Below are 20,600 nucleotides of genomic sequence, written 5' to 3'. Positions count from 1 at the left end.
GAGAGAAAGAATGAGAGAACACAATAAGCCGCGCACGACACTGGGTTTAGGCTTTGGCTGGGGCCTGGGACTGATGATGCTGGCACTGCCGTTTACGGCCCTGCAGGCCGCGGCGGCCGACGCGGCAGAAAAACAGCGCGCCTACCTAAGCCACCAGCTACGGGACGGCGCCCTGGTTATCCAGACCAGCGACAGCCAGGTTACCCTGACACCGCTGAATAACGCCGCATTTGAAGTGCAGTACCAGCGCGAGGGACTCAAGCAGCTGCCGTCGTTTGCGCGCGCAGACCAGCATTCACAGAAGTCATTGCCGGCCATTTCCGGCAACCTCAGTGAATCCGAAACTGCCCTGCACTACTCCCTCGGCACCCTGACCGCGGTGGTACAGAAGTCGCCCTTCTCCATCGAATACCTGCGCGACGGCCAGCCGCTGCTGGCGGAAGAGCACGGTTTCTTCGCCAATGAAACCATGCGCGGTTTCCGCTTCGCCCTGCAGGATCAGGAAAAGCTGATCGGCGGTGGCCAGCGTGTGCTGGGCATGGACCGCCGCGGTCATCGCCTGCCGCTGTACAACAAGGCCCACTACGGCTACTCCACCGAATCCGAGCAGATGTATTTCGGCCTACCGGCGGTGATGAGCAGCAACAAATACATCCTGCTGTTCGACAACAGCGCCACCGGCACCATGGATCTCGGTGCCAGTGAAAAGGATGTGATGCAGTTTGAAGCGGTTGCCGGGCGCACCGCCTATATCGTGGTCGCTGGCGAAACCTACCCGCAGCTGATCAACAACTACGTGGACGTCACCGGCCACCAGCCGATGCCGCCGCGCTGGGCACTGGGCAACTTCGCTTCCCGTTTCGGTTATCACAGTGAGCGGGAAGTGCGCGATACCGTGACCAGGTTTGCCGAGGAAGATTTCCCGCTGGATGCACTGGTGCTGGACCTCTACTGGTTCGGCCCGGATATCAAGGGCCATATGGGCAACCTGGCGTGGGACAAAAATGCCTTCCCGCAGCCGGTTAAAATGATGTCGGACCTGCAGGAGCGCGGCATCAATACCATTCTGGTCACCGAGCCTTTCGTGCTCTCCACCTCCGAGCGCTGGGACGATGCGGTTGCGCAGAATGCGCTGGCGAAAAACCTGGCCGGCGACCCCAAGCAATTCGATTTCTACTTCGGCAACACCGGCCTGATTGATGTTTTTTCCGAAGACGGCCGCAACTGGTTCTGGAATATCTACCAGGGCCTGAAGGATCAGGGCGTGGCCGGCTGGTGGGGCGACCTGGGTGAGCCGGAAGTACACCCCTCCGACACCGTGCACGAAATCGGTATGGCCGACGAAATCCACAACGCCTACGGCCACCGCTGGGCACAGATGCTGTTTGATAACGAGAAAGCGGGCAGCCCCGACGTGCGCCCGTTCATCATGATGCGCGCCGGTTTCCCCGGCTCCCAGCGCTTCGGCATGATCCCCTGGACCGGTGATGTGGCCCGCAGCTGGGGCGGTCTCAAACCCCAGGTGGAACTGGCCCTGCAGATGGGACTGCTGGGTTTCGGCTACACCCACTCCGACCTCGGCGGCTTTGCCGACGGCGAGAAGTTTGATCGCGAACTGTATATCCGCTGGCTGCAGTACGGTGTATTCCAGCCGGTATACCGCCCCCACGCCCAGGAACACATTGCCCCGGAGCCCGTATTCCACGACCGCAAGACCCGCAACATCCTGCGGGAGTATGTGAAGCTGCGCTACCGCCTGCTGCCCTACAACTACACCCTGGCATTTGAAAACAGCCAGACCGGTATGCCACTGATGCGCCCGCTGTTTTTCGAAAACGATTCCGACCTGGCGCTGATGGACAACAAGGATGCCTACCTGTGGGGCAACGACTTCCTGGTGGCACCGGTTACGGATGAGGATATCGACGAGGTGGAGATCCAGCTGCCCGGTGGTGTCTGGTTTGATTACTGGACCGACGACGCCTACCGCGGCGACACCGCAGAAGTGGAAGTGGAACTGGACACCATTCCGGTGCTGGTGCGCGCCGGAGCCTTTATCCCCACCGTGGCGGATATGAAGAATACCCGCGAGTACTCCAGTCGCTATCTGCGCCTCGATTACTACGCGGATCGATCCGTCGATGCCTCGTCTGCCTACATCTATGAAGATGACGGTGTAACCGCGAATGCCTTCGCCAGGGGGGAATACGAAAAACTGAGTTTCAGCAGCAAACGCGAGAACAACACCCGTCGCTTTGCCTTTGCCCGCAGCGGCAACGGCTACGCCGGCGCCCCAGACACCCGTTCGCTGGATCTGGTACTGCACAACTGGCAGCAGGCACCCGCGAGCATTGCGCTCGGCAACGTGGCAGTGCCGCTGGTAAAACGGGAGTCCGAGCTGACCGAAAACACCGCTTACTTCGACAAGCGCAGCAAGACCCTGCGGGTGAAATTCCCCTGGGGCAAAGAAGACCTCGCCCTCGCGATCACCGAATAATCAAAGAAAGTATCCGCTGTTATGAAAAATTTTTCCCGACTGCTTTTGGCCGCTACAATCGCCGCCACCGCACTCACTGGCTGTGATTCCACACCCTCTGACGAAAAGACCGAGTTTAAAACCGAGCGCGCTGAACAGGTTGTTGCTACGCCTGCCGCAACTACATCCACCGCGGAGACTGAATCGCCGGTGTCCACCTTTGGCAAGCCGGTGATCTACCAGGTGCTGACACGCCTGTTCGGCAACACCAATACCACCAACAAACCCTGGGGCACCATCGAAGAAAATGGCGTGGGCAAGTTCAGCGACTTCACCCCGGAAGCGCTGCAACAGATCCGCGACCTGGGTGCCAATTACATCTGGTACACCGGCGCCCTGCACCACGCGATGGTGCGCGACTACAGTGAATTCGGCATTGCCAACGACGATCCGGATGTGGTGAAGGGCCGCGCCGGGTCTCCCTACTCCATCAAGGATTACTATTCCGTCAACCCGGACCTGGCAGACGACCCGTCCAGGCGCCTGGAGGAATTCCGCGCGCTGATCGAGCGCTCCCACAACGCCGGCCTCAAGGTCATTATCGATATCGTGCCCAACCACGTTGCACGCAAATATCACTCGCTGGCGAAGCCGGAAGGCGTGCGCGACTTCGGTGCCGATGACGACACCAGCGTGGCCTATGCCCGCGACAATAATTTCTACTATGTGCCGGGCGAACCCTTCCGGGTGCCGGCGGCGGAAGATGGCTACCAGCCCCTGAATGGAGAAAGCCACCCGCTGGCGGACGGCAAGTTCGAAGAAGTGCCCGCAAAGTGGACCGGCAACGGCAGCCGTGCACCACAGCCGGCCCAGAATGACTGGTACGAGGCGGTAAAAATCAATTTCGGTGTGCGCCCGGACGGCAGCCACGACTTCCCCGAGCTGCCCGCTGACTATGCGCAGAAGGATTACCGTGCCCACGCCGCCTTCTGGGCGGACAAAGACGTGCCCGACAGCTGGAAGAAGTTTCGCCAGATCACCGATTACTGGCTTGCGCTGGGGGTAGACGGCTTCCGTTTCGACATGTCCGGCATGGTGCCGGTGGCGTTCTGGAGCTACCTCAACTCCGGGATCAAAATGCAGCAACCGGGCACCCTGCTGCTTGCGGAAATTTACCAGCCCGACCTGTACCGGGATTACATTCACCTGGGCAAGATGGACTACCTCTACGACAAGGTCGGCACCTACGATGCAATCCGCGCGGTGATGGAAGGCAAGGCCGGCACCGATCCGCTGGTAGGCATTCAGACCAGCCTCGCAGGTATCGAGGACAATATGCTGCGCTTCCTGGAAAACCACGACGAGCAGCGCATCGCCAGTCCGGAGTTTGCCGGCAACCCGCGCGCGGGCGTTCCCGCAATGATCGTTTCCGCCACCATCAGCGGCGCACCCACCCTGCTCTACTTCGGCCAGGAACTGGGCGAGCCCGGCGCCGGCGATGCGGGCTTCGGCAAGGCCAGCCGCACCACCATCTTCGATTACTGGTCGGTACCGACCATTCGCCGCTGGAATAATCACGGTGAATTTAACAGCGAAAATCTCCGTGAAGACGAACAGGCGCTGCGCGGCTTCTACCGCACGCTGCTGAATTTCACCCGCGAAAGCAGCGCACTCACCGGCGAATACCGCGACCTGCACAGGTTCAACCGCGAGCACGGCCAAGGTTACGACGAGCAGCTGTTCAGCTTTGCGCGGTTCGACGACAGCGAAAGACTGCTGGTGATCGCCAACTTCGCCGACAGCGCGCGGGAGATTGCGCTCAAACTGCCGCAGGCCCTGACCGAGAGCTGGGAACTGGCTCCCGGTAAGTACGCACTTACCGACCAATTGCAGGAGGGCAGCGCGGAACTGGTGGTCGACAGCGAGGGCAATGGCGCGGCCACACTCAAACTGGCGCCCCTGTCCGGCCGCATCCTGAAACTACAGCGATAAGGGCAAATCCCGCAGTAATACCCGCACCGTTTGCACGGAAACCTTAAGCACCGGATACTGTCGTAGACTTCACAGTCAGTGGATTACACTGATGAGAGCGCGCAGAATTCAACAGGAGGAGAAGGCAGATGGGCGGGTCTATACGGGATTGGTTCATTGCACTGCTGGTGGTGGCAGCGGTGCTGTTTGGCATCTACTGGTTTGCGATGCGGGACGCGCCGGAACCCGAGGTACCCGCACCGGTGACCGAACAGCCCCCGGTTGCCGACAGCGGCGTCGACCTGGAGGAGCCCGAGGAGCCGGAAATTCCACCGGCACCGGAACCCGCCGAGCCGAAAGAGCCTCCGCGGGAACTGCCCGCGCTGAATGACAGTGACAAGGAAGCCCGCAACGATATCATCAGCCTGTCCGCCGATGGCGCCCTGGCCAAATGGATAGTGCCGGACGAAGTGGTGCGCAAATGGGTTGCCGCGGTGAATACCGCCACCAAGGGCGACCTGATGCACAAGAACCGCCCCTTTACCAACCTCCAGGGCAGTATCGCGGTCAAAGATCTGGAAACCCGCACCGACGGCGCCAAGGTGTATGTACTCTCCCAGGAAAATTACCAGCGCTACGACCAGCCGGTGCGCCTGTTTGCCATGGTGGACACCGACAAGGCCGTCGGCCTCTACCAGTTCTGGTACCCGCGCCTGAAACAGGCCTACGGCGAGCTGGGCCTCAAGAACAAGAATTTCCACGCGGCAGTACTGGCCGCCATCGACCAGGCGCTGGCAGCGCCGGAGATCGAAGGACCGGTCAAGCTGGTGCGCCCCACCGTGTACTACAAGTTTGAAGACGAGCAGCTGGAAAAAATGCCCGGCCTGCACAAACTGATGATTCGCATGGGACCGGACAATGCCGCGCGGGTGAAGGAAAAACTGCGGGAGCTGAAAGCGGCGCTGCAGAACCTGCCGAGCGAATAACAGGCTTGCCCGGCGCTTGCGCCTGTGTGCCCGCAAACCTGCGCCGGCACACAGGCCGCGGTCAAAAGAACTCGTATTCCAGTAACAGGCGCAGGCTCTGGTCCGGGCTTTCGTCCGTCAGCCCCTGGATAATCCCCGCCTCCCAGCGCAACTGCCGGCCTCCGGACAGGCGCCAGGCACCGACGATTACCGGCCCTACTCCGAGCAGATCCTCCGCCGCGTAGAGCTCCAGCGCCGGTTCAAACACCGGCGACCAGCGATAGCGCGCCTGGGCGCGGACCTCAGACTCGGACTCGTCGACCACGCCGCTGCCCCATTCGTAAATCGCCGCCACATTGGCCGTGCCAACCCAGCGCCCCCACTCGCGGGCCGCAATCAGGGTGGCCGATGCCTCCCAGGCGTTAGCGCCAAACTCCCGCTCCAGTTCAAACAGCATGCCCCAGTCCGCGGCGTACTCTCCCTGTTCGGTGAGCTGCCATTTTCCCTCCAGCTCCACCGCCTCCAGCTCGAAGCTTTCGTCGGGACGCCTTTCACCAATGCCGTAGATCTCGCCGAAAAACCGCTCGGAAAAGCCGTAGCCAATCCCCAGCCGGTGCAGCCACTGCCGGTCCCTGCTCGGGTCATCAGTGTCCCGCAACCGCAGTGTGCGCCATTCGATTTCGGTCTCCAGCGGCTGCACGTAGGGATCGTACACCCGGTCCACCAGATTGCCGTCGGCCAGGACCGGCAGGCTTGGCAATAACAACGGCAGTGACAACAACCAGCGGAATCTACACATATACATCAACAGCCACCCCCGGCATACGGGTTTTCAACCACACAGAAATCAACAGCGTCACCATCAACACCAGGCCGATCAAATACGCCGCGATGACATTCGGCGTGGGCGTCGCCTCGTAGCCCAACAGCGCATACAGCAACTGCCCCATTACGGAGTTTTCCGACAGCAATCCCGAGGTGTCCCACAGTGGCTGCTGTGCCGGCAGCCAGTCGGCCTGTTCCAGCAACTGCGTCGCCTGCAGGCAGAGTCCCGCGGCGACCAGCGACAACAACACCAGCGCGCAAATAAGCCGACGGCGGCGCGGCAGCCCCAGTAACAGGTAATAAAACAGCGCACCGATACTGAACCCGATGCCGCCGCCGATCAGGGCACCCAGCAGCGCTCCCTGCAGCAATTCCGCCTGCTCGCGGAATGCGATGAGGTAGATATAGATTTCCGCCCCCTCGCGCAGGGCCGCCAGCGCAACCGCCAGCACCATCGCCCACTGCAGCAGCTGCAGATATCGCGCTTCCCCGCTGCGGTTGAGAATCAGCAACACACCGATCAGCAGCAGCAACCCGTAGATCGTGAACTGCAGTGCCGCATTCACGATTTCCTGGCCCATGCCCTCGAACAGCTCCGATACCGTGCCCAGATACTGGCCATAGACCACCGAACCCAGAACCCCCGCGGTTAACGCGATATAGATCCAGCGGGTCTGCAGCGCCAGGAAGCGGCTCATCGCCAGCAGAATGCTGAGTAATAGCGCTGCCTCCAGCACTTCGCGCAGCACGAGAATGACACTGGTCAGCAACATGTTGTTATTCTCACCCTATTCATTCCGCCACCACCTTGCCCTGGGCGGTTTTCGGGTTGAACTCGCCGAAAAAGGGGTATTCGCCGGGCGCCAGTGGCCCGATAAACACAATCGCCTTCTGCCCGCCCATAATCACTTTTTCCCGGTTGAGCTCGTAGCTCTCGAATTCTTCCGGTGTCGGGTCGCGGTTGTAGACAATCAGTTTTACCTTGGTATTCGCCGGTATTTTCAATACCGACGGATAAAACAGATGATCGCGGATTTCCAGCTCCAGTACCGGGCGCGCGGCATTCACCACCATGGGCAACAACAGTGCGGTGAGAGCAACAAAAATCCGCACCGGGTTTTCAGAGGGTAGTTTCATTAGCGGGGATATCCTCAGCCGTATCGTTCACGGTATTTATTGTTTTCGGGAACACAATCTCTACCGACAACCCCGGCGTCTGTGCGCTACCAAATGAAGACGTGCCCAACCGGACTTGCGCACGATGCAGCTCGGCAATGTGTTGTACGATGGAAAGCCCGAGGCCGCAGCCGGACGTCGCACTGGCGTGGCGGTCGCCACCGACCCGGTAAAAGCGCTCAAATACCCGTTCACGCTCGGCATCGGAAATGCCCGGGCCGTTGTCTTCCACCCGCAGCAGAACTTGCTCTCCCTCGGGTATGGCTGTGACCACGACACGGCCGCCGTCCTGGGTGTATTTACTGGCATTGGCAAGCAGGTTCTGCAGCAGTATTACCAGCGCAAACTGGTCCCCCTGAATTTGCGCAGCGGTCCCCTCAAGCTCCACTTCCTGATTTTTTTGCGCGAAGGCGGGGTAGAGTTCCGCGATCATTTCACGCGCCAGCCGGTGCAGGTCAATGGGTTCGAAACGCGCCGGGTAGTGTTCCGGTGTGGTGCGGAACAGGTTGAGCATCTGCTCCACCAGATGCGTCATGCGCGCAACGCTGCGCTGCAATTGCGCCAGTGATTCCGGCGGCTCACCGCCATCGCGCAGCTGCAGTTCCTTTGCCAGGTTTTCCGCGTGCACCTGTATCGCGCTGATGGGTGTACGCAGCTCGTGGGCGGCATCCGCGGAAAAGCGCCGCTCCCGCTCAAACGAGGCACGCAACCGGTTCAACAGCGCATTGGTGGAGTGCACCAGCGGTTGTAGTTCCTCCGGAGGCGCCGCCAGAGTCAGCGGGCTCAGGTCTTCGGCGCGCTTGTTGCGCAATTCCTCCGCAAGATTCCTGAGGCTCGAGAGACCGCGCCCGATCACCAGCCAGATCAGCAACCCGGCGGCGGGCAATCCCAGCAGGATTGGCAGTACCGACTGCAGTATCACCTCATCCGCCAGCCGGTAGCGCAGGTCCACCCGCTCTGCCACCTGAATCCAGTGACCGGCGGCACCTCGCTGACTGTATACCCGCCAGCGGAAGCCGGAAAAATTCAGTTCGCTGAAACCTTCGGACCTCTGGCCAATCTGTGTCTCGGGGGCGTTGCCCGAACGCAACAACAGCTGTCCGCCGTCGCTCCAGACCTGAAATGCCTGCAGGTCATTTTCTTCCACAACCCGGTCGCCGGTTTGCGGCACCGGCAGTGCCGCCAGCAGTCCCGCGGTGGCCATTATCTGGCGGTCAAACAGCTTCTGCGCTTCCTCCATACTGGCGCGGTAACCGTGCAGCGCGGCGATAAAATTCACCAGGGTAATGGTAGACAGCAGGGCAATCAGGAGAAACGTGCGGATCGACTTCACTGGGGCGACCCGAGTTTGTAACCGACACCGCGAATGGTCTGGATGATTTCCGGGCTGATTTTTTTGCGCAGGTTGTGGATGTGCACGTCGACGGTGTTACTCGCCACCGACTCGCCCCAGCTGTACAGTTTGTCCTCCAGCTGCTCGCGGCTGAGGATATGCCCGGGCCGCTCCGCCAGCGCGCGCAACAGACTGAACTCCCGGCGCGACAGGCGCACCGGATCGCCGGCATAACTGACCGAGTGGGTGGCCAGGTTGATCGCGACCTTGCCGATGACAACTTCCGCGGACCCGGCGCTGCCGACACGGCGCTCCAGCGCGCGCAGGCGCGCCAGCAATTCGTCGACCGCAAAGGGCTTGGTGAGGTAGTCGTCGGCGCCGGCGTCCAGGCCCTGCACCTTTGACGGCAGGTCGTCGCGGGCGGTCAGGATCAGCACCGGGGTTTTAATCTGGTAACCGCGCAGGGATTTCAGTACCGACAGGCCGTCAACATCGGGCAGGCCGAGATCGAGCACGATCAGGTCGGGCTGCGCCGCCCGGGCCAGGGCCATGCCCTGCTTGCCGGATGGCGCGTGATCCAGCGCATAACCTTCACGGCGCAACGCCGTGGCAATGCCATCCGCCAGGGATTGATCGTCTTCAATCAACAGTATCCGCATACCTTATCCGCATACCCCCGCCGGACATATCCCCGGAAATTCACACAGTATCAGTGCAGTTTCTTCTGTATTTTGGCCTGCAGGTTTTTGATCTCACCCAGGCGCCCCTCGCTGGCCAGCGGGCGCTGCGGGTCTGCAGGGATCTTTTCCGCGCGGCCGGCGTAATCCAGAGCCTGGGTGTAATCCTTCTGCTGGAAAAGATAGTCGGCATAGAAATAGTTGGCATCCACATCCTGGGCGCCGTATTCCAGCCCTTTCAACAGATAGGTTCTGGCCTTTTTATCATCCCCGAAGCCGATCGGCCAGCCGGGCACGTGGTAATAGAGGGATCCGAGGCTGGTATAGGCTGCGCCATCCAGCGCACTGCCGTCGATTTCAATCGCGCGTTCCAGGTCAGATCTGGCGGCCTTGACGATGGAGAGTGCGCTGAGTCCGCGAATCGCGCCCGCGTGGGATGCGCGAATGATACCGCTCCAGGTCCACACCGCCGCACTTTGCGGAAAGCGCTCGGTGGCGGCCTGCGCCTGCCGGGTGAGTGCGCCGAGTTTGTCGGCGCGCTCTTTCTCGGGCGTGCGGTATTGAATTTGCGCCCACTGGCGCTGCAGTGCCTGCACACTGTCATCGGCGGTTTCCGCCAGGAGAGGTGACGCAAGTGCGCTGAGGAGCACAAATACCAGCGGACGCAAAATTGGTTTGGTGGCGCGTAAAATTCTCATAGGGATTCTCCGGCAGTCAGGTTTTGTTGGGCAAAGCGGCGGATAACCGGCATTTTCTTGATCAGTGCCGCATCCACCACGGCGGGGAGCAGGGCGTTGACCTTGATAAACAAACGCTCCGGCCAGCCAATAAAGCGGCGGCCGCTGGTCTTGCCATCGAGCAGGTCCACGCAGCGCTGCGCCACCAGTTGCGGCGAGTCAGAGCGATTGCCGAGGGCGCGATTGAGCCCGTTGACGGCTTCCGTGTTGAGCGCGGTGTCCACCGCGCGCGGGGCCAGGTAGTGCACTTTTACGTGGCTGTCTCCGAGCTCGCGGCGCAATGCCTCGGTAAATCCGTGCAGCCCCGACTTGCTGGCACCGTAAATACTGAATCCCGGGTGGCCGATATGACCGAAGGCGGAACCGATATTGATCACCGCCCCCTGCGCGCTGCGTTGCAGCAGCGGCAGCAGGTCCCTGGTCAGCGCCATGGGTACCAGCAGATTGGTCTCGAGAATTTTGCGTACCTCAGCATCATCGGTATCGCCCAGCAGGGCGAATCGCGCGACGCCGGCGTTGTTGATCAGCACATCCACACCGCCGGCAAGCCCTGCGCAGGTTGCAACCACCTGCTGGCGCTGGCGCGGATCGCACAGGTCAGCGGCGAGCGTCATGTGCCGGCTTTTGTCGGGCAGCGCTTCGCGCAGCTGTTCCAGCGTCTGGGCGTTGCGCCCCTGGAGTAGCAGGCAGTGCCCACGGGCAGCCAGGCTGTGGGCCAGGGCCCTGCCGATGCCGCCACTGGCACCGGTCAACAGGATATTCAGTCCCAGTTTCTCAGCAGTCATTTCAGGCCACCTCCGGCAGGCGCGCGCGGGATTCGACCTCGCGGAAGATATCCCCGTACAGGCGATAAATAACCTTTGCCCCGTGCACAATCGCGCGCTGGTCATCGTCATCTTCGATGCGGTTCATGAGCCCCTGGAAAAATTCGACGTGGCCCACATCCAGGGCGCCGTGGGAACTCAGGTAACTGAAGGCCTTCTTCGGCAGTGCCAGGGATTGCTGGATGGCACCGGCGACCATATCCGCGAGCTGGATACTGGTGCCCTCAAGCACGTGCACCATGCCGAAAAAGCCCAGCGGGTTGCCCCGTGTGATGGTGTCGTAGGCATAGGCCACCATCAGTTCGGTACTCAGGTTGGGCGCGCCGTGGCGCACCGCCTCGGCATCGCCACCGCAGGTAGCGATGTCGTTCAGGATCCACTCCTGGTGACCGGTTTCCTCCTCGATATACTCCGCCAGTGCCTCCCGCAACCACTCCTGGCGGTCTGTCAGGCGACTGCCACAGGCCATCATCAAAGGCACCGTGTGCTTTACATGGTGGTAGGCCTGGGACAGAAAACCGACGTATTCCTCGAGGCGAATCTCCCCCCGCGCACCGCGCTGGATCACGGGGATACCGAGCAATTGCTGGCGCTCGCTTTCGGTTTCTCGCTGTAACTGGTCAAAGAAATTCATCAGGCAACTCCAGGTTTAGATACGTCGGCAGAGGTTTCCGCAGCAGCGGCACCGTGCGTTTCGGATGACGGGTACAGGTTTTCGATGATGTCTGCGTAACGCTGCGCGATAGCGTCGCGGCGCGGGCGCCCGTTGGCGGTGAGCAGACCGTCGGCAAAGGACAGCGGCTGCGGCAGCAGTGCCCAGCGCCGGACACGCGCGTAGTCCGGCAGCAGGCCGTTGACCGTTGCCAGCCACTGTTCGATCTCCGTCATTTCGGTTCCCGGGCGCGCCAGTAAAAGCACGCTGCAATAGGCGCGCGCATCGCCCACGACCACACACTGCAGAATCGACTGGCTGCGCAGCAGCTCGCTCTCGATCCACTCCGGAGAAATATTGCGACCATAGGAACTGATCAGAATGTTCTTGCTGCGTCCGGTGATATGCAGGTAACCGTCGGCATCCAGTGAGCCGAGGTCACCGGTGGCCAGCCATTCGTCCTGTGCGGCATCGCCATCATCGAGATACCCCAGGTAACGCGGGCCCCGCACCACCACTTCGCCGTCGCGCAGGGCAATTTCGCAGTGAGGCAGCGGCTTGCCCGCCGCACCCTCGCGCACTGCGCCGGGTACATTCAACGCCACCACCGAGCCGCACTCGGACAGCCCGTACCCCTCGTAAACCGGCAGCCCGTGCAGGTGTGCCGAGCGCAACAGATCCGCCGACACCTTGCCGCCACCCACGGCGACAAACTGCAGGGTTGCCGGGGGCTGCCAGCCACAGCGCTCGACCCGGTCCAGCAATGCCTTCAGCATCTGCGGCAACAGAATCATGCTGTCGGGCTGGTGGTCGTCAATGCATTCACACAGCTGCGCCATGTCCAGCTGAGAACTGCCGGAGAAGCCGATACGCTCGAGTCCCGGCACCAGCACCGTGCCTCCGAGCAGCCAGCAGGTGTAGGCACCGGCGACATTCTCCAGCAGGGTTGCCAGCGGCAGCAGGCACAGATGGGTGGCGCAATCGAGTGGTGCAAGGCGTGTCGCCAGCGCCTGAGCGGTGGCGAACTGGGTTGCATTGGAAAGGCACACCCCGCGCGGCGTACCGGTGGAACCGGAAGTGAAGGTGATCTTGGCGGTGGCCGCGGGCAGCACCGCCGGGTGCACCGACTTCGCCCGCAGCAGGGTCAGGCCGCCCGGCAGCTCGACACTGTCGCCGGCAAAAGCGTCGGCGAAGGTGGCAGCAGAGTTCAGCGGCATGTCGGTAAGCAGCGCCTGCATACCGCTGGCACTGATGGTGTGCTGCAACTGCTGCGGGGAGAAGAATCCCGGTAACGGTACCAGGGTAGCCCCGGCCAGCTGGCAGGCCAGATCCACCAGCAGCCAGTTTGGCCCGTTGTTGGCATACAGCCCCAGCACCCGCAACTCGCGCGCTTGCAGGTCCGCGGCGAGCGCCTCGACCGCCTGCAGCAATTCGCCATAGGTATAGCCCTGGCGGTCCCCCAGCAGTGCCGCACGGCCGGGAAAGGTTGCCGCCGCTTCGCGCAGTTGCGCAATCAACAGTGAAGTGTTTGCGGTGTTCATCGTCATTGCTCCTGCATCAGGCGGGCAAAGACCGCGGCCTGTGGCCGGCAGGCGGCGAGGAGTTCCCCGACCAGGGGGCGATCAAGGAGCTTGCGGCGCTCGGCATCGACGTTGATCGCGACCACGGCGGGGCGGCAGGCGTAATAGCTCCCCCAGTCCGCCAGCGCTGTCCCCAGACAGGCGCCGTCGGCCCGACAAAGCACGCGCTGGTTATCGGTGAGCTTTTGCAGCAGGTGCTGCACTTCCGGGGTGGCGGTGAAAATGGCCCAGGTGAGGTCTGCGGCGGCGAACAGCTCCGCCAGCATCAGAAATAGCAGCCGGCTGCTGCCGCGGGCGGTGGCGACCAGGTTGCCGATTTCGACGATGCCGTCCCGCGCCACCGGTTCGTCCGCCGCGGCGCTCAACACCTCCTCTACCGGAAGCCCCAGGTACTGTTCGAGAAACAACGGCTCCTGCTCGGCGCGGCGCAACCCCAGTACTCCGTGCAATTCATCGCCCTTGCCGCAGGTCAGCAGCCAGGGCAGGAAGTGGCGGATACGGGCGCCGTAAACATCCCGAAACTGGGCTGTGATATAGCTTTCGACCGGGATGCGCTGATCCCCGTCGATGCCGCACAGGCGAAAACCGAGGGGGCTATTGCCCGCGATGCTGCGGGCACGGGAAGTCCCGACCACCTGCTCACCCTTTACCACCAGGCCACCAGGCACACCGTTCAATAGAAGGGGGGACGGTGTCATTTGTGCGGGGACATCTACTGCCATTGCCATTTCTCCCGATTGGACTGCAATGACTGGCAGTGTACGGGGGGTAAATTAAGACAAACTTAAGAAACGCCGCGGGTGCCAAACTGGCGCCCCGGGCCACATCCCGGGCGGAACGCAGGCATAAAAAAGCCGGCAACAGCGCAACGCTGATGCCGGCAAATCTTTCGACGAGGAAAGAGAGTGAGTCACATGCGGTCAGACACCGCCACGGAAAAGATCCGCACCAAAACGATCCATCAAACGATTCATCAGCTATCTACCGACCCGGTCAGCGCGAAACCACGCTGCTGGACGATGGCGCGCCCATCAGCAGGAGATCAAATTCGGTATCAAACAGCAGCTTGCCATCCTGTACCACCGCTTCCGCACCGGAGTAGTAGTCCCGCACCACAGTGCCCTCGGCAAACACGCCGAATGCGTCCACGGTCTTTTTGCCCGGGGGCATATCCAGCGCTACCAGCACCTTGTCGTCCGCCAGTGCGCGGGAAAAAACATACGGCGTCTGCTGCAGGCTCTGGTGTATACCGGCACCTACCGCCAGGTGCGCCTTGCGGAATTGCCCCAGTTTCTGCCAGTGATGCAGGATTTCGCGGGTGCCTTGCTGTTGCAGGCTGCCCCAGTCCATCGGCACACGCATGGAAGCATCGCCGAAGGCGCGCTCGTCGATCATCGGTCGCGCGATTTCATCGCCGTAATAAATCTGTGCAGCACCGGGGGCCAGCATCAGCTTCAGAGCTGCGCTCCTGACCTGCTTGCGTTCGCGATCGAACGAGCCGTGATCATCGTGGGAGCCCAGGTAATTGAGAATGGACACGCCGTCCAGTTCGCCACCGTGCAGGATGTTGGAATAGCTGGTGAAGATGCTGTCCATATCCTGCGCGGCGTGGCTGGCGAAGCCCATATTGATCAGGCTGTCGAAACCGTAGTTGAAGAAGTCCACCTTGCGGTCGCCGTAATCGTAAAAGCGGCCGTCGCTACTGGAGAAATCATTCACACCGTAGTTGTAGACCTCGCCCACCATGAAAAAGTCGCGGTCGTCGACTTTGCTGTCCGGGTTCGCCGCCTTCCAGTCGGCAAAGGCCAGTTCAGATTCCTTCTTGAGCACCGCCCAGATTTCCGGTTCGGTGTGCTTCACGGTGTCCACACGGAAACCGTCCACGCCGTATTCACGCACCCAGTCGGTCAGCCACTTGACGATGTAGTACTTGGGCGCGCGCGGGTAACCGGTGCGCGCGAAAAAGGCATCCAGCTCCGCCTGCTCCTGTGCCAGGCGGCCCTCCGCCTGCCACTTTTCTACCAGCTGTGGCGGCAGCTCCACCGGGGCTTCGCTTTCCGTGAGGATGTCGGTCAGGTTCGGGTGAATTGCACAGGTTACGTTGCCGGCAAAACTCGACCAGTCGCATACCGGATTGGTGCGCACCCAGTCTGATGGCCACACCGGGTCCTGTTCGGTGACCGGGCCGGTGTGGTTGATGATCGCATCCAGCAGCACGCGGATACCGCGCTGATGTGCCACCTCGATCAGGCGAGCCAGGTCCTGCTCGGTGCCGAAATTGGCATCCACCGCGGTCCAGTCCTTCGGCCAGTAGCCGTGGAAGGCGTAGGTGCGCTTGTCTGCGTCATCAGCGCCGTGGATATTCTCGATCACCGGCGACATCCAGATGGCATCCACACCCAGGTCGGTAAAGTAGCCGGCTTCGATCTTGTCGATCACGCCCTGCAGGTCTCCGCCGACGAAACCGCGCATATAGGCGGCATCATCCTTGCGGCCATAGGCGAAATCGTTGTCCGGATTGCCGTTGTTGAAGCGGTCCGGCAACATGAAATAGATGGTGGCGTTGTTCCAGTACGGGTCCGGATGGCCGCCCTTGATCTGGGTCAATGCGGCGTCCGCCGCTTTCGGCAAAGATTCTTCTGCTTTCACAACACCCTGCTCGCTGTGTTCGCCGTTACAGGCTGCCAGCGGCAAGGTGGAAAGGGACAGAGCGGCGATGATGCCGGCAATTTTTCTCATTATGTTCTCTCATTCGTTATCGAACGGTCATCACTTCAGCCCACTTTAACCAACTGCCGCGCGCTCGCATCAACCCCGGGTGGGGCGTAGCCCGTCGGCGTGCGCGAGATGAAAACTGTGCGCCCCGGTGATAACCTTGACCGTGCAGTCGATGATTCACGGCCGCAGGCGGTTGGTGCGGTCCAGAGAGAAAAACTGATCCCAAGGAAGCAAATTCCAGCATTAAGGAGTGACCATGCAAGAGAAACCCGTGGTATTCGTTGTGGTAGACCCCAACGATGACAAACACGTTGCCCTGGAGCGCGCCCTGACCACCGCGCGCGAGCGCAATCCGCAGCCGAAGCTGGCGGTATTCGTCGCCGTAGATGGTGAGGCGGTAGATACCCGCGCGGTGAACGATCACCTGTTCCGCGACGAATTCTGGTTCCGCGACCAGATCCGCACCCCGATCCAGGAAGCCGGGGTGGAGTTTGAAATTTCCGTGTGCTGGTCCAGTGACTGGCAGGCCGCGATTATTCAGGAATCCAAGCGCTGCAATGCAGAAATGATCTACCTGCCGGTGCACGCCAAAACCAGCAGCCGCCGCTTCACCTTTGCAGAGTCCAAGTGGCAGGTACTGAAGCAGGCGAAGTGCCCGGTGGTACTGATCCGCCCCGGTGCCAAGGACCGCCGCAAGGTGGTGCTGGCTACCGTCAACTACCAGGCCAAAACTACCCAGCAGCGCCAGCTCAACCGCCAGATCACCGAGCGCGCCAGCTACATTGCCGAGGTGTACGGCGCCGAGCTGCACCTGGTGAATGCCTACCTGGACTCCATGCGCTATCCGGATCGCGGCGCCCTGGCCAAACTGGCGGACAAGACCGGCGTTCCCACCGATCGCATCCATGTGAAACACGGATATACCAACGAGGTGGTGGCGGAGATTGCCAGAGAGATCAGTGCGGACGTGGTGGTGATGGGAACGCTCAACCAGTACGGCGAGACCGGCTCGCTGCTGCGCGGCAACACTGCCGAGCGGGTGATCGGCTCCCTGGATATCGATGTGGTGGTGTGTAACGCATTTACCACCACCCAACACTGAGGCCGACTGTCTACCGGCAACGGTAGCAGCAGCAAAAATGAAAACAAAAAAGGGACTGAATTTTCAGTCCCTTTTTTGTTGTCGATCTCTCAGTGCGGAATCACTTGGCCGCTTGCAGGTTCGCGATCTCGATCATCATCGCGGTGTACATTTTCAGGTTCAGGCGCAGTTGATCCACGGTGATGAATTCGTGCTCCGAGTGCCCGGTGTAGGCCTTGCCCGGCATCGACGGACCGAAGCTCACCGCATTGGGCAGCAGTTTGGCGTTGGTGGAACCGCCGATGGCTACCGGCCCCGCGTCCTCGATACCGGTAAAGTGGCGGAACACCTGCAGCAGCGGCTCCACCTGGGGTGCGTTATCCGCGCGGTAGGGCTCCCCCAGGTGCACGCCCACGTCCGCCATCTGGATACCGGTGTGCTGCTGCCAGCGGTCGATGGCAGCGTGGATCTGCCGGTCCAGCAGCTCGGCGCTCTTGCCGGTGGGGCGGCGCAGGTTCAGGTAGCTGGTCAGCCCCTTGTCGTCGGCCTTCACCATGGTCAGGGCGCCGGTCATCGGCCCCATAAAGTCATCGCGGTAGGCGATATCCCCGAACTGTTCCGCGACGATCCCGGTGCCGATCAGGTCGTTGATATAGCGCACCGTGGCGCCGGCGGCATTCGCCGGCCACTCGTAGGCAGCCAGCGCATCCGCCAGGAAGGCAATGGCATTGATACCGTGTTCCGGCTCGGAACTGTGAGTGGCGACACCGCGCGCAGTGATTTCCAGCACGCCGTCCTTGCTTGCAAACTCGTACTTCACCTTCGGATGCTGTGCTGCGCGGGCGCGGATCGCTTTTTCCAGCTCAGCGGTCGGGTTGACGATGCTGGCGTGGGCCTCGTCCGGCACCTGGCTGCGGAAATAGCCGCCGTGGAATTCGCCCAGATACGGTTTGCCCTGGTCCGCCACCGCGGCTTCGGCGAAGGTGGCGCGCACCTCACTCCAGCCCTTCTCCGCGGTCACCACCGGGTAACTGGCGTCGATGGTGATGTTGTGGGCGGGCATCTCGTATTCTTTCAGGAATGCCTGCAGCGGTCCCCAGTCGGACTCCTCGCCCAGGTAGACAATCAGCTCCACGCGCCGCTGCATCGGCACGCCCTTGTCCGCAATCGCCTTCATCGCATAGAGGGCGGTGGCAATCGCCCCTTTGTCGTCCTCGCTGCCGCGGGCAATCAGCTTGCCCGGCTCGCTGGTGCGATCCAGCTCAAACGGGCTCTTGCTCCACTTGGCCGGATTGGCCGGCTGCACATCGCCGTGGGTGACGATGCCGATCTTCTCCTTGCCCTGCCCCAGCGCCACGATCACCACGTAGCCGTGGTCCTCGCACGCAAGCCCCAGCGCCTCGGCCTTGCCACACAGGGCGCGCTTGAAACCGGTGAACTCCGGATTCTGCTCCAGCGGCAGGTCTTCCCGCGCCACGGTCTTGAATTGCACCAGCTCGGCGAGAGTGTCGGTCATCGCCGCCTCGTAGTGCTCCACCGCGTAGTCCGCGGTCTTCTGGGCTACCGGCGAAACATTCGCCGCCGCAGCCAGCGGACAGAGCAACAGCGGTGCCGCAATCTGCGCAATTTTGGATCGGAATTTCACAGGTCACTCCTCGTGTCGGGGAAAGGGATCAGGCAAAGCAGGTATTGTACCTGCCCTGCGGCACCAAATCCCGCGCCCCGCGCCGCGGCGACCGCCCGCTGCGATTACCGACCAGCGGTCAGGAATGCCCGGTGCGGCGGCATTTGCTTGACGGTGCCGCGGATCAGGGTTTTCAGGCTCTGCATCAGGTCGCGCAACTGCCCCTCACTCAGGCCATCGGCAATGACGTGATGGTCTTGCGGCACTACTCCCTGCCCGAGCATCACCTGCTGCCAGGCCACCTCGGTAAACAGGTCGTCGTAGTCCCGGAATACCTTGCCGCTGCTGCGGAACAGATCGATTTTCGCCTGCAGGCTGTCGGGCACCGCCATCTCCTCACAGTGGCGCCAAAAGTCGCTGTCGCGGCGCTGGTTGACCTTGTAGTGCAGGATGATGAAATCGCGGATGCGTTCCATCTCCAGCCGCGACTGGCGATTGAACTCCGCCACTTCTTCGCCGCGGATTCCGCGATGGGGAAAGCACTTGAGCAGTCGCGTTGCGGCAGTCTGCACCAGGTGGATGGAAGTGCTTTCCAGCGGCTCGAGAAACCCGCTGGCAAGGCCCAGGCTCACCACATTCTTGCACCACTGCTGGCGGCGGTGACCGGTGCGAAATGGAATCACCCGCGGTTCCGCCAGTGCTTCACCGGGGAGGTTTGCCAGCAGCACTTTACGGGCCTGCTCATCGCTCCAGTGCCGGCTGGAATACACCAGCCCATTGCCGGTGCGGTGTTGCAGGGGAATCTGCCACTGCCAGCCACAGGCGCGGGCGATGGAGCGGGTGTAAGGTACGATTTCCCCCGCCGACGCACTCGGCACCGCCATGGCGCGGTCACAGGGAAGCCACTGGTCCCACTGGTCGTATTCGCTAGCCACCGCTTTATCGATCAGCAGTCCGACAAATCCGGAGCAGTCCACAAACAGGTCGCCTTCGACAACCTGGCCACTGTCGAGCAACAGGCTCTCTACAAATCCGCTGTCGCTGTTGCGGCGCACATCGCAGACCTTGCCTTCTATTCGCTTGACACCCTTGGCCTCGGCAAAGCGGCGCAGAAACTGCGCGTAGAGCCCCGCATCGAAATGGTACGCGTAGGAAATACCCGGCAGGTTGGTGTTGGGGATATTTTTTATCGGGGCGAATTTATTCTGCATCGCCGCCTGGTAATTCAGCGAATAATCCCAGAAAGAGGCGGTATCACCGGCGGCCCGGGCGCGCAGCCAGTAATTGTAGAAATCGCAGAAGGGAAAGTTTTTTCCGATGCCGCCAAAGGCGTGCATATAGCGCTCGCCCTCCCGCGACCAGCTTTCAAACTGGATGCCCAGTTTTATGCTGCCACTGGTCGCGCGTAAAAATTCTTTTTCTTCCAGCCCCAGGGCCTGGTTGAAACTGACAATGGGCGGGATGGTGGCCTCGCCCACGCCGACGGTGCCGATCTGTTCGGATTCCACCAGAGTGATATTGATTACCTTGCCCAGTACCTTGGCCATCAGCGCCGCGGTCATCCAGCCGGCGGTACCGCCACCGAGAATCACCAGATTTTTTATTGTTGTATTTTGCACAGTCTGTACCTCTATCAGCTTCGCATTCCGCTTCACCAGCCCTATTGATAGTCTGGCCCGAGCATAAAAAAAGCCCTTGTAACCGGAGATTACAAGGGCTTTCCCGTGAGACTAGCTACTGAAAATTACAGCTTGTAGCTGAAACCCAGCAGGTAGGTGCTGCCGTAGCTCTGGTAGTCGCGAACCTGCAGCGAGTTATCGCCACTCAGGGTAGTGAACGGCTCGTCGGTCAGGTTCTGCCCCTGCAGGAACACGGACAGGCCTTCCAGTCCGCCGATTCCGGACTCAGCGAAGTCGTAACCGATCTGCGCGTCGACCAGGGGTTCACCCACTACGTCGACC

At 61.3% G+C, this 20,600-nt stretch carries 18 protein-coding genes; 4 read left to right on the top strand and 14 right to left on the bottom strand.

What is annotated here, in order from left to right:
• The first annotated feature begins 10 nt into the window (after positions 1–10).
• From QZ511_RS10175 to QZ511_RS10165, 3 genes are all read left to right on the top strand, one after another.
• Entirely contained in the window at positions 11–2,497 is a 2,487-nt protein-coding gene (locus tag QZ511_RS10175) for a TIM-barrel domain-containing protein (protein WP_295802202.1), read from the top strand.
• Positions 2,498–2,518: 21 nt separating this feature from the next.
• Positions 2,519–4,468 carry an alpha-amylase family glycosyl hydrolase gene (locus QZ511_RS10170; RefSeq protein WP_295802201.1) on the top strand — a complete coding sequence of 650 codons (1,950 nt, stop codon included), beginning with the start codon at positions 2,519–2,521 and terminating at the stop codon, positions 4,466–4,468.
• Positions 4,469–4,596: 128 nt separating this feature from the next.
• Entirely contained in the window at positions 4,597–5,433 is an 837-nt protein-coding gene (locus tag QZ511_RS10165) for a DUF3014 domain-containing protein (protein WP_295802200.1), read from the top strand.
• Between the two features lie 61 nt (positions 5,434–5,494).
• Here the strand turns inward: QZ511_RS10165 and QZ511_RS10160 are convergent, their stop codons facing one another.
• The 11 genes from QZ511_RS10160 to QZ511_RS10110 all read right to left on the bottom strand — a co-directional run bounded on the left by QZ511_RS10160 (position 5,495) and on the right by QZ511_RS10110 (position 15,955).
• Positions 5,495–6,217: a hypothetical protein gene (locus tag QZ511_RS10160; RefSeq protein ID WP_295802199.1), complete on the bottom strand. Its 723-nt coding sequence runs from the start codon at positions 6,215–6,217 to the stop codon at positions 5,495–5,497.
• Positions 6,204–7,010 (bottom strand): FTR1 family protein, encoded by an 807-nt coding sequence (locus QZ511_RS10155; protein WP_295802198.1) that lies wholly within the window; start codon positions 7,008–7,010, stop codon positions 6,204–6,206. The genes QZ511_RS10160 and QZ511_RS10155 overlap by 14 nt, the downstream gene beginning before the upstream one ends.
• A 19-nt stretch (positions 7,011–7,029) precedes the next feature.
• Positions 7,030–7,374, bottom strand: a complete 345-nt coding sequence (locus tag QZ511_RS10150) for a cupredoxin domain-containing protein (RefSeq protein WP_295802197.1) — start codon at positions 7,372–7,374, stop codon at positions 7,030–7,032.
• Positions 7,358–8,746 carry an ATP-binding protein gene (locus tag QZ511_RS10145; protein WP_295802196.1) on the bottom strand — a complete coding sequence of 463 codons (1,389 nt, stop codon included), beginning with the start codon at positions 8,744–8,746 and terminating at the stop codon, positions 7,358–7,360. Before QZ511_RS10145 ends, QZ511_RS10150 begins: the two co-directional genes overlap by 17 nt.
• Positions 8,743–9,405, bottom strand: a complete 663-nt coding sequence (locus tag QZ511_RS10140) for a response regulator transcription factor (protein ID WP_295802195.1) — start codon at positions 9,403–9,405, stop codon at positions 8,743–8,745. The genes QZ511_RS10145 and QZ511_RS10140 overlap by 4 nt, the downstream gene beginning before the upstream one ends.
• A gap of 50 nt (positions 9,406–9,455) precedes the next feature.
• Positions 9,456–10,121, bottom strand: a complete 666-nt coding sequence (locus QZ511_RS10135; protein WP_295802194.1) for a tetratricopeptide repeat protein — start codon at positions 10,119–10,121, stop codon at positions 9,456–9,458.
• The gene (locus QZ511_RS10130; RefSeq protein ID WP_295802193.1) at positions 10,118–10,945 is read right to left on the bottom strand and encodes an SDR family oxidoreductase; all 828 of its coding nucleotides are present in this window, start codon (positions 10,943–10,945) and stop codon (positions 10,118–10,120) included. Before QZ511_RS10130 ends, QZ511_RS10135 begins: the two co-directional genes overlap by 4 nt.
• 1 nt (position 10,946) lies before the next feature.
• Positions 10,947–11,618: an iron-containing redox enzyme family protein gene (locus QZ511_RS10125; protein ID WP_295802192.1), complete on the bottom strand. Its 672-nt coding sequence runs from the start codon at positions 11,616–11,618 to the stop codon at positions 10,947–10,949.
• Positions 11,618–13,177, bottom strand: a complete 1,560-nt coding sequence (locus QZ511_RS10120) for an AMP-binding protein (RefSeq protein ID WP_295802191.1) — start codon at positions 13,175–13,177, stop codon at positions 11,618–11,620. The genes QZ511_RS10125 and QZ511_RS10120 overlap by 1 nt, the downstream gene beginning before the upstream one ends.
• A gap of 2 nt (positions 13,178–13,179) precedes the next feature.
• Positions 13,180–13,938 (bottom strand): thermostable hemolysin, encoded by a 759-nt coding sequence (locus QZ511_RS10115; protein WP_295802190.1) that lies wholly within the window; start codon positions 13,936–13,938, stop codon positions 13,180–13,182.
• Positions 13,939–14,209: 271 nt separating this feature from the next.
• Positions 14,210–15,955, bottom strand: coding sequence for an alpha-amylase family glycosyl hydrolase (locus QZ511_RS10110; protein WP_295802189.1), 1,746 nt, complete (start codon positions 15,953–15,955; stop codon positions 14,210–14,212).
• A 235-nt stretch (positions 15,956–16,190) separates the two neighbouring features.
• Between QZ511_RS10110 and QZ511_RS10105 the strand changes: the two genes are divergently transcribed.
• Entirely contained in the window at positions 16,191–17,036 is an 846-nt protein-coding gene (locus QZ511_RS10105) for a universal stress protein (RefSeq protein ID WP_295802188.1), read from the top strand.
• Positions 17,037–17,136: 100 nt separating this feature from the next.
• Here QZ511_RS10105 and QZ511_RS10100 read toward each other — a convergent pair whose 3' ends face one another.
• The 3 genes from QZ511_RS10100 to QZ511_RS10090 form a co-directional block, all read right to left on the bottom strand.
• Positions 17,137–18,660: a dipeptidase gene (locus tag QZ511_RS10100; protein ID WP_295802187.1), complete on the bottom strand. Its 1,524-nt coding sequence runs from the start codon at positions 18,658–18,660 to the stop codon at positions 17,137–17,139.
• Positions 18,661–18,764: 104 nt separating this feature from the next.
• Positions 18,765–20,258, bottom strand: a complete 1,494-nt coding sequence (locus tag QZ511_RS10095) for a tryptophan halogenase family protein (protein ID WP_295802186.1) — start codon at positions 20,256–20,258, stop codon at positions 18,765–18,767.
• Positions 20,259–20,383: 125 nt separating this feature from the next.
• A partial coding sequence (locus tag QZ511_RS10090) for a TonB-dependent receptor (RefSeq protein ID WP_295802185.1) occupies positions 20,384–20,600 on the bottom strand: 217 nt, incomplete at its 5' end.

This window comes from uncultured Microbulbifer sp. (assembly GCF_913055755.1).
Lineage (GTDB): Bacteria > Pseudomonadota > Gammaproteobacteria > Pseudomonadales > Cellvibrionaceae > Microbulbifer.
Note: the sequence above shows the minus strand (reverse complement) of the source record. Positions and strands in the feature narration are given on the sequence as shown.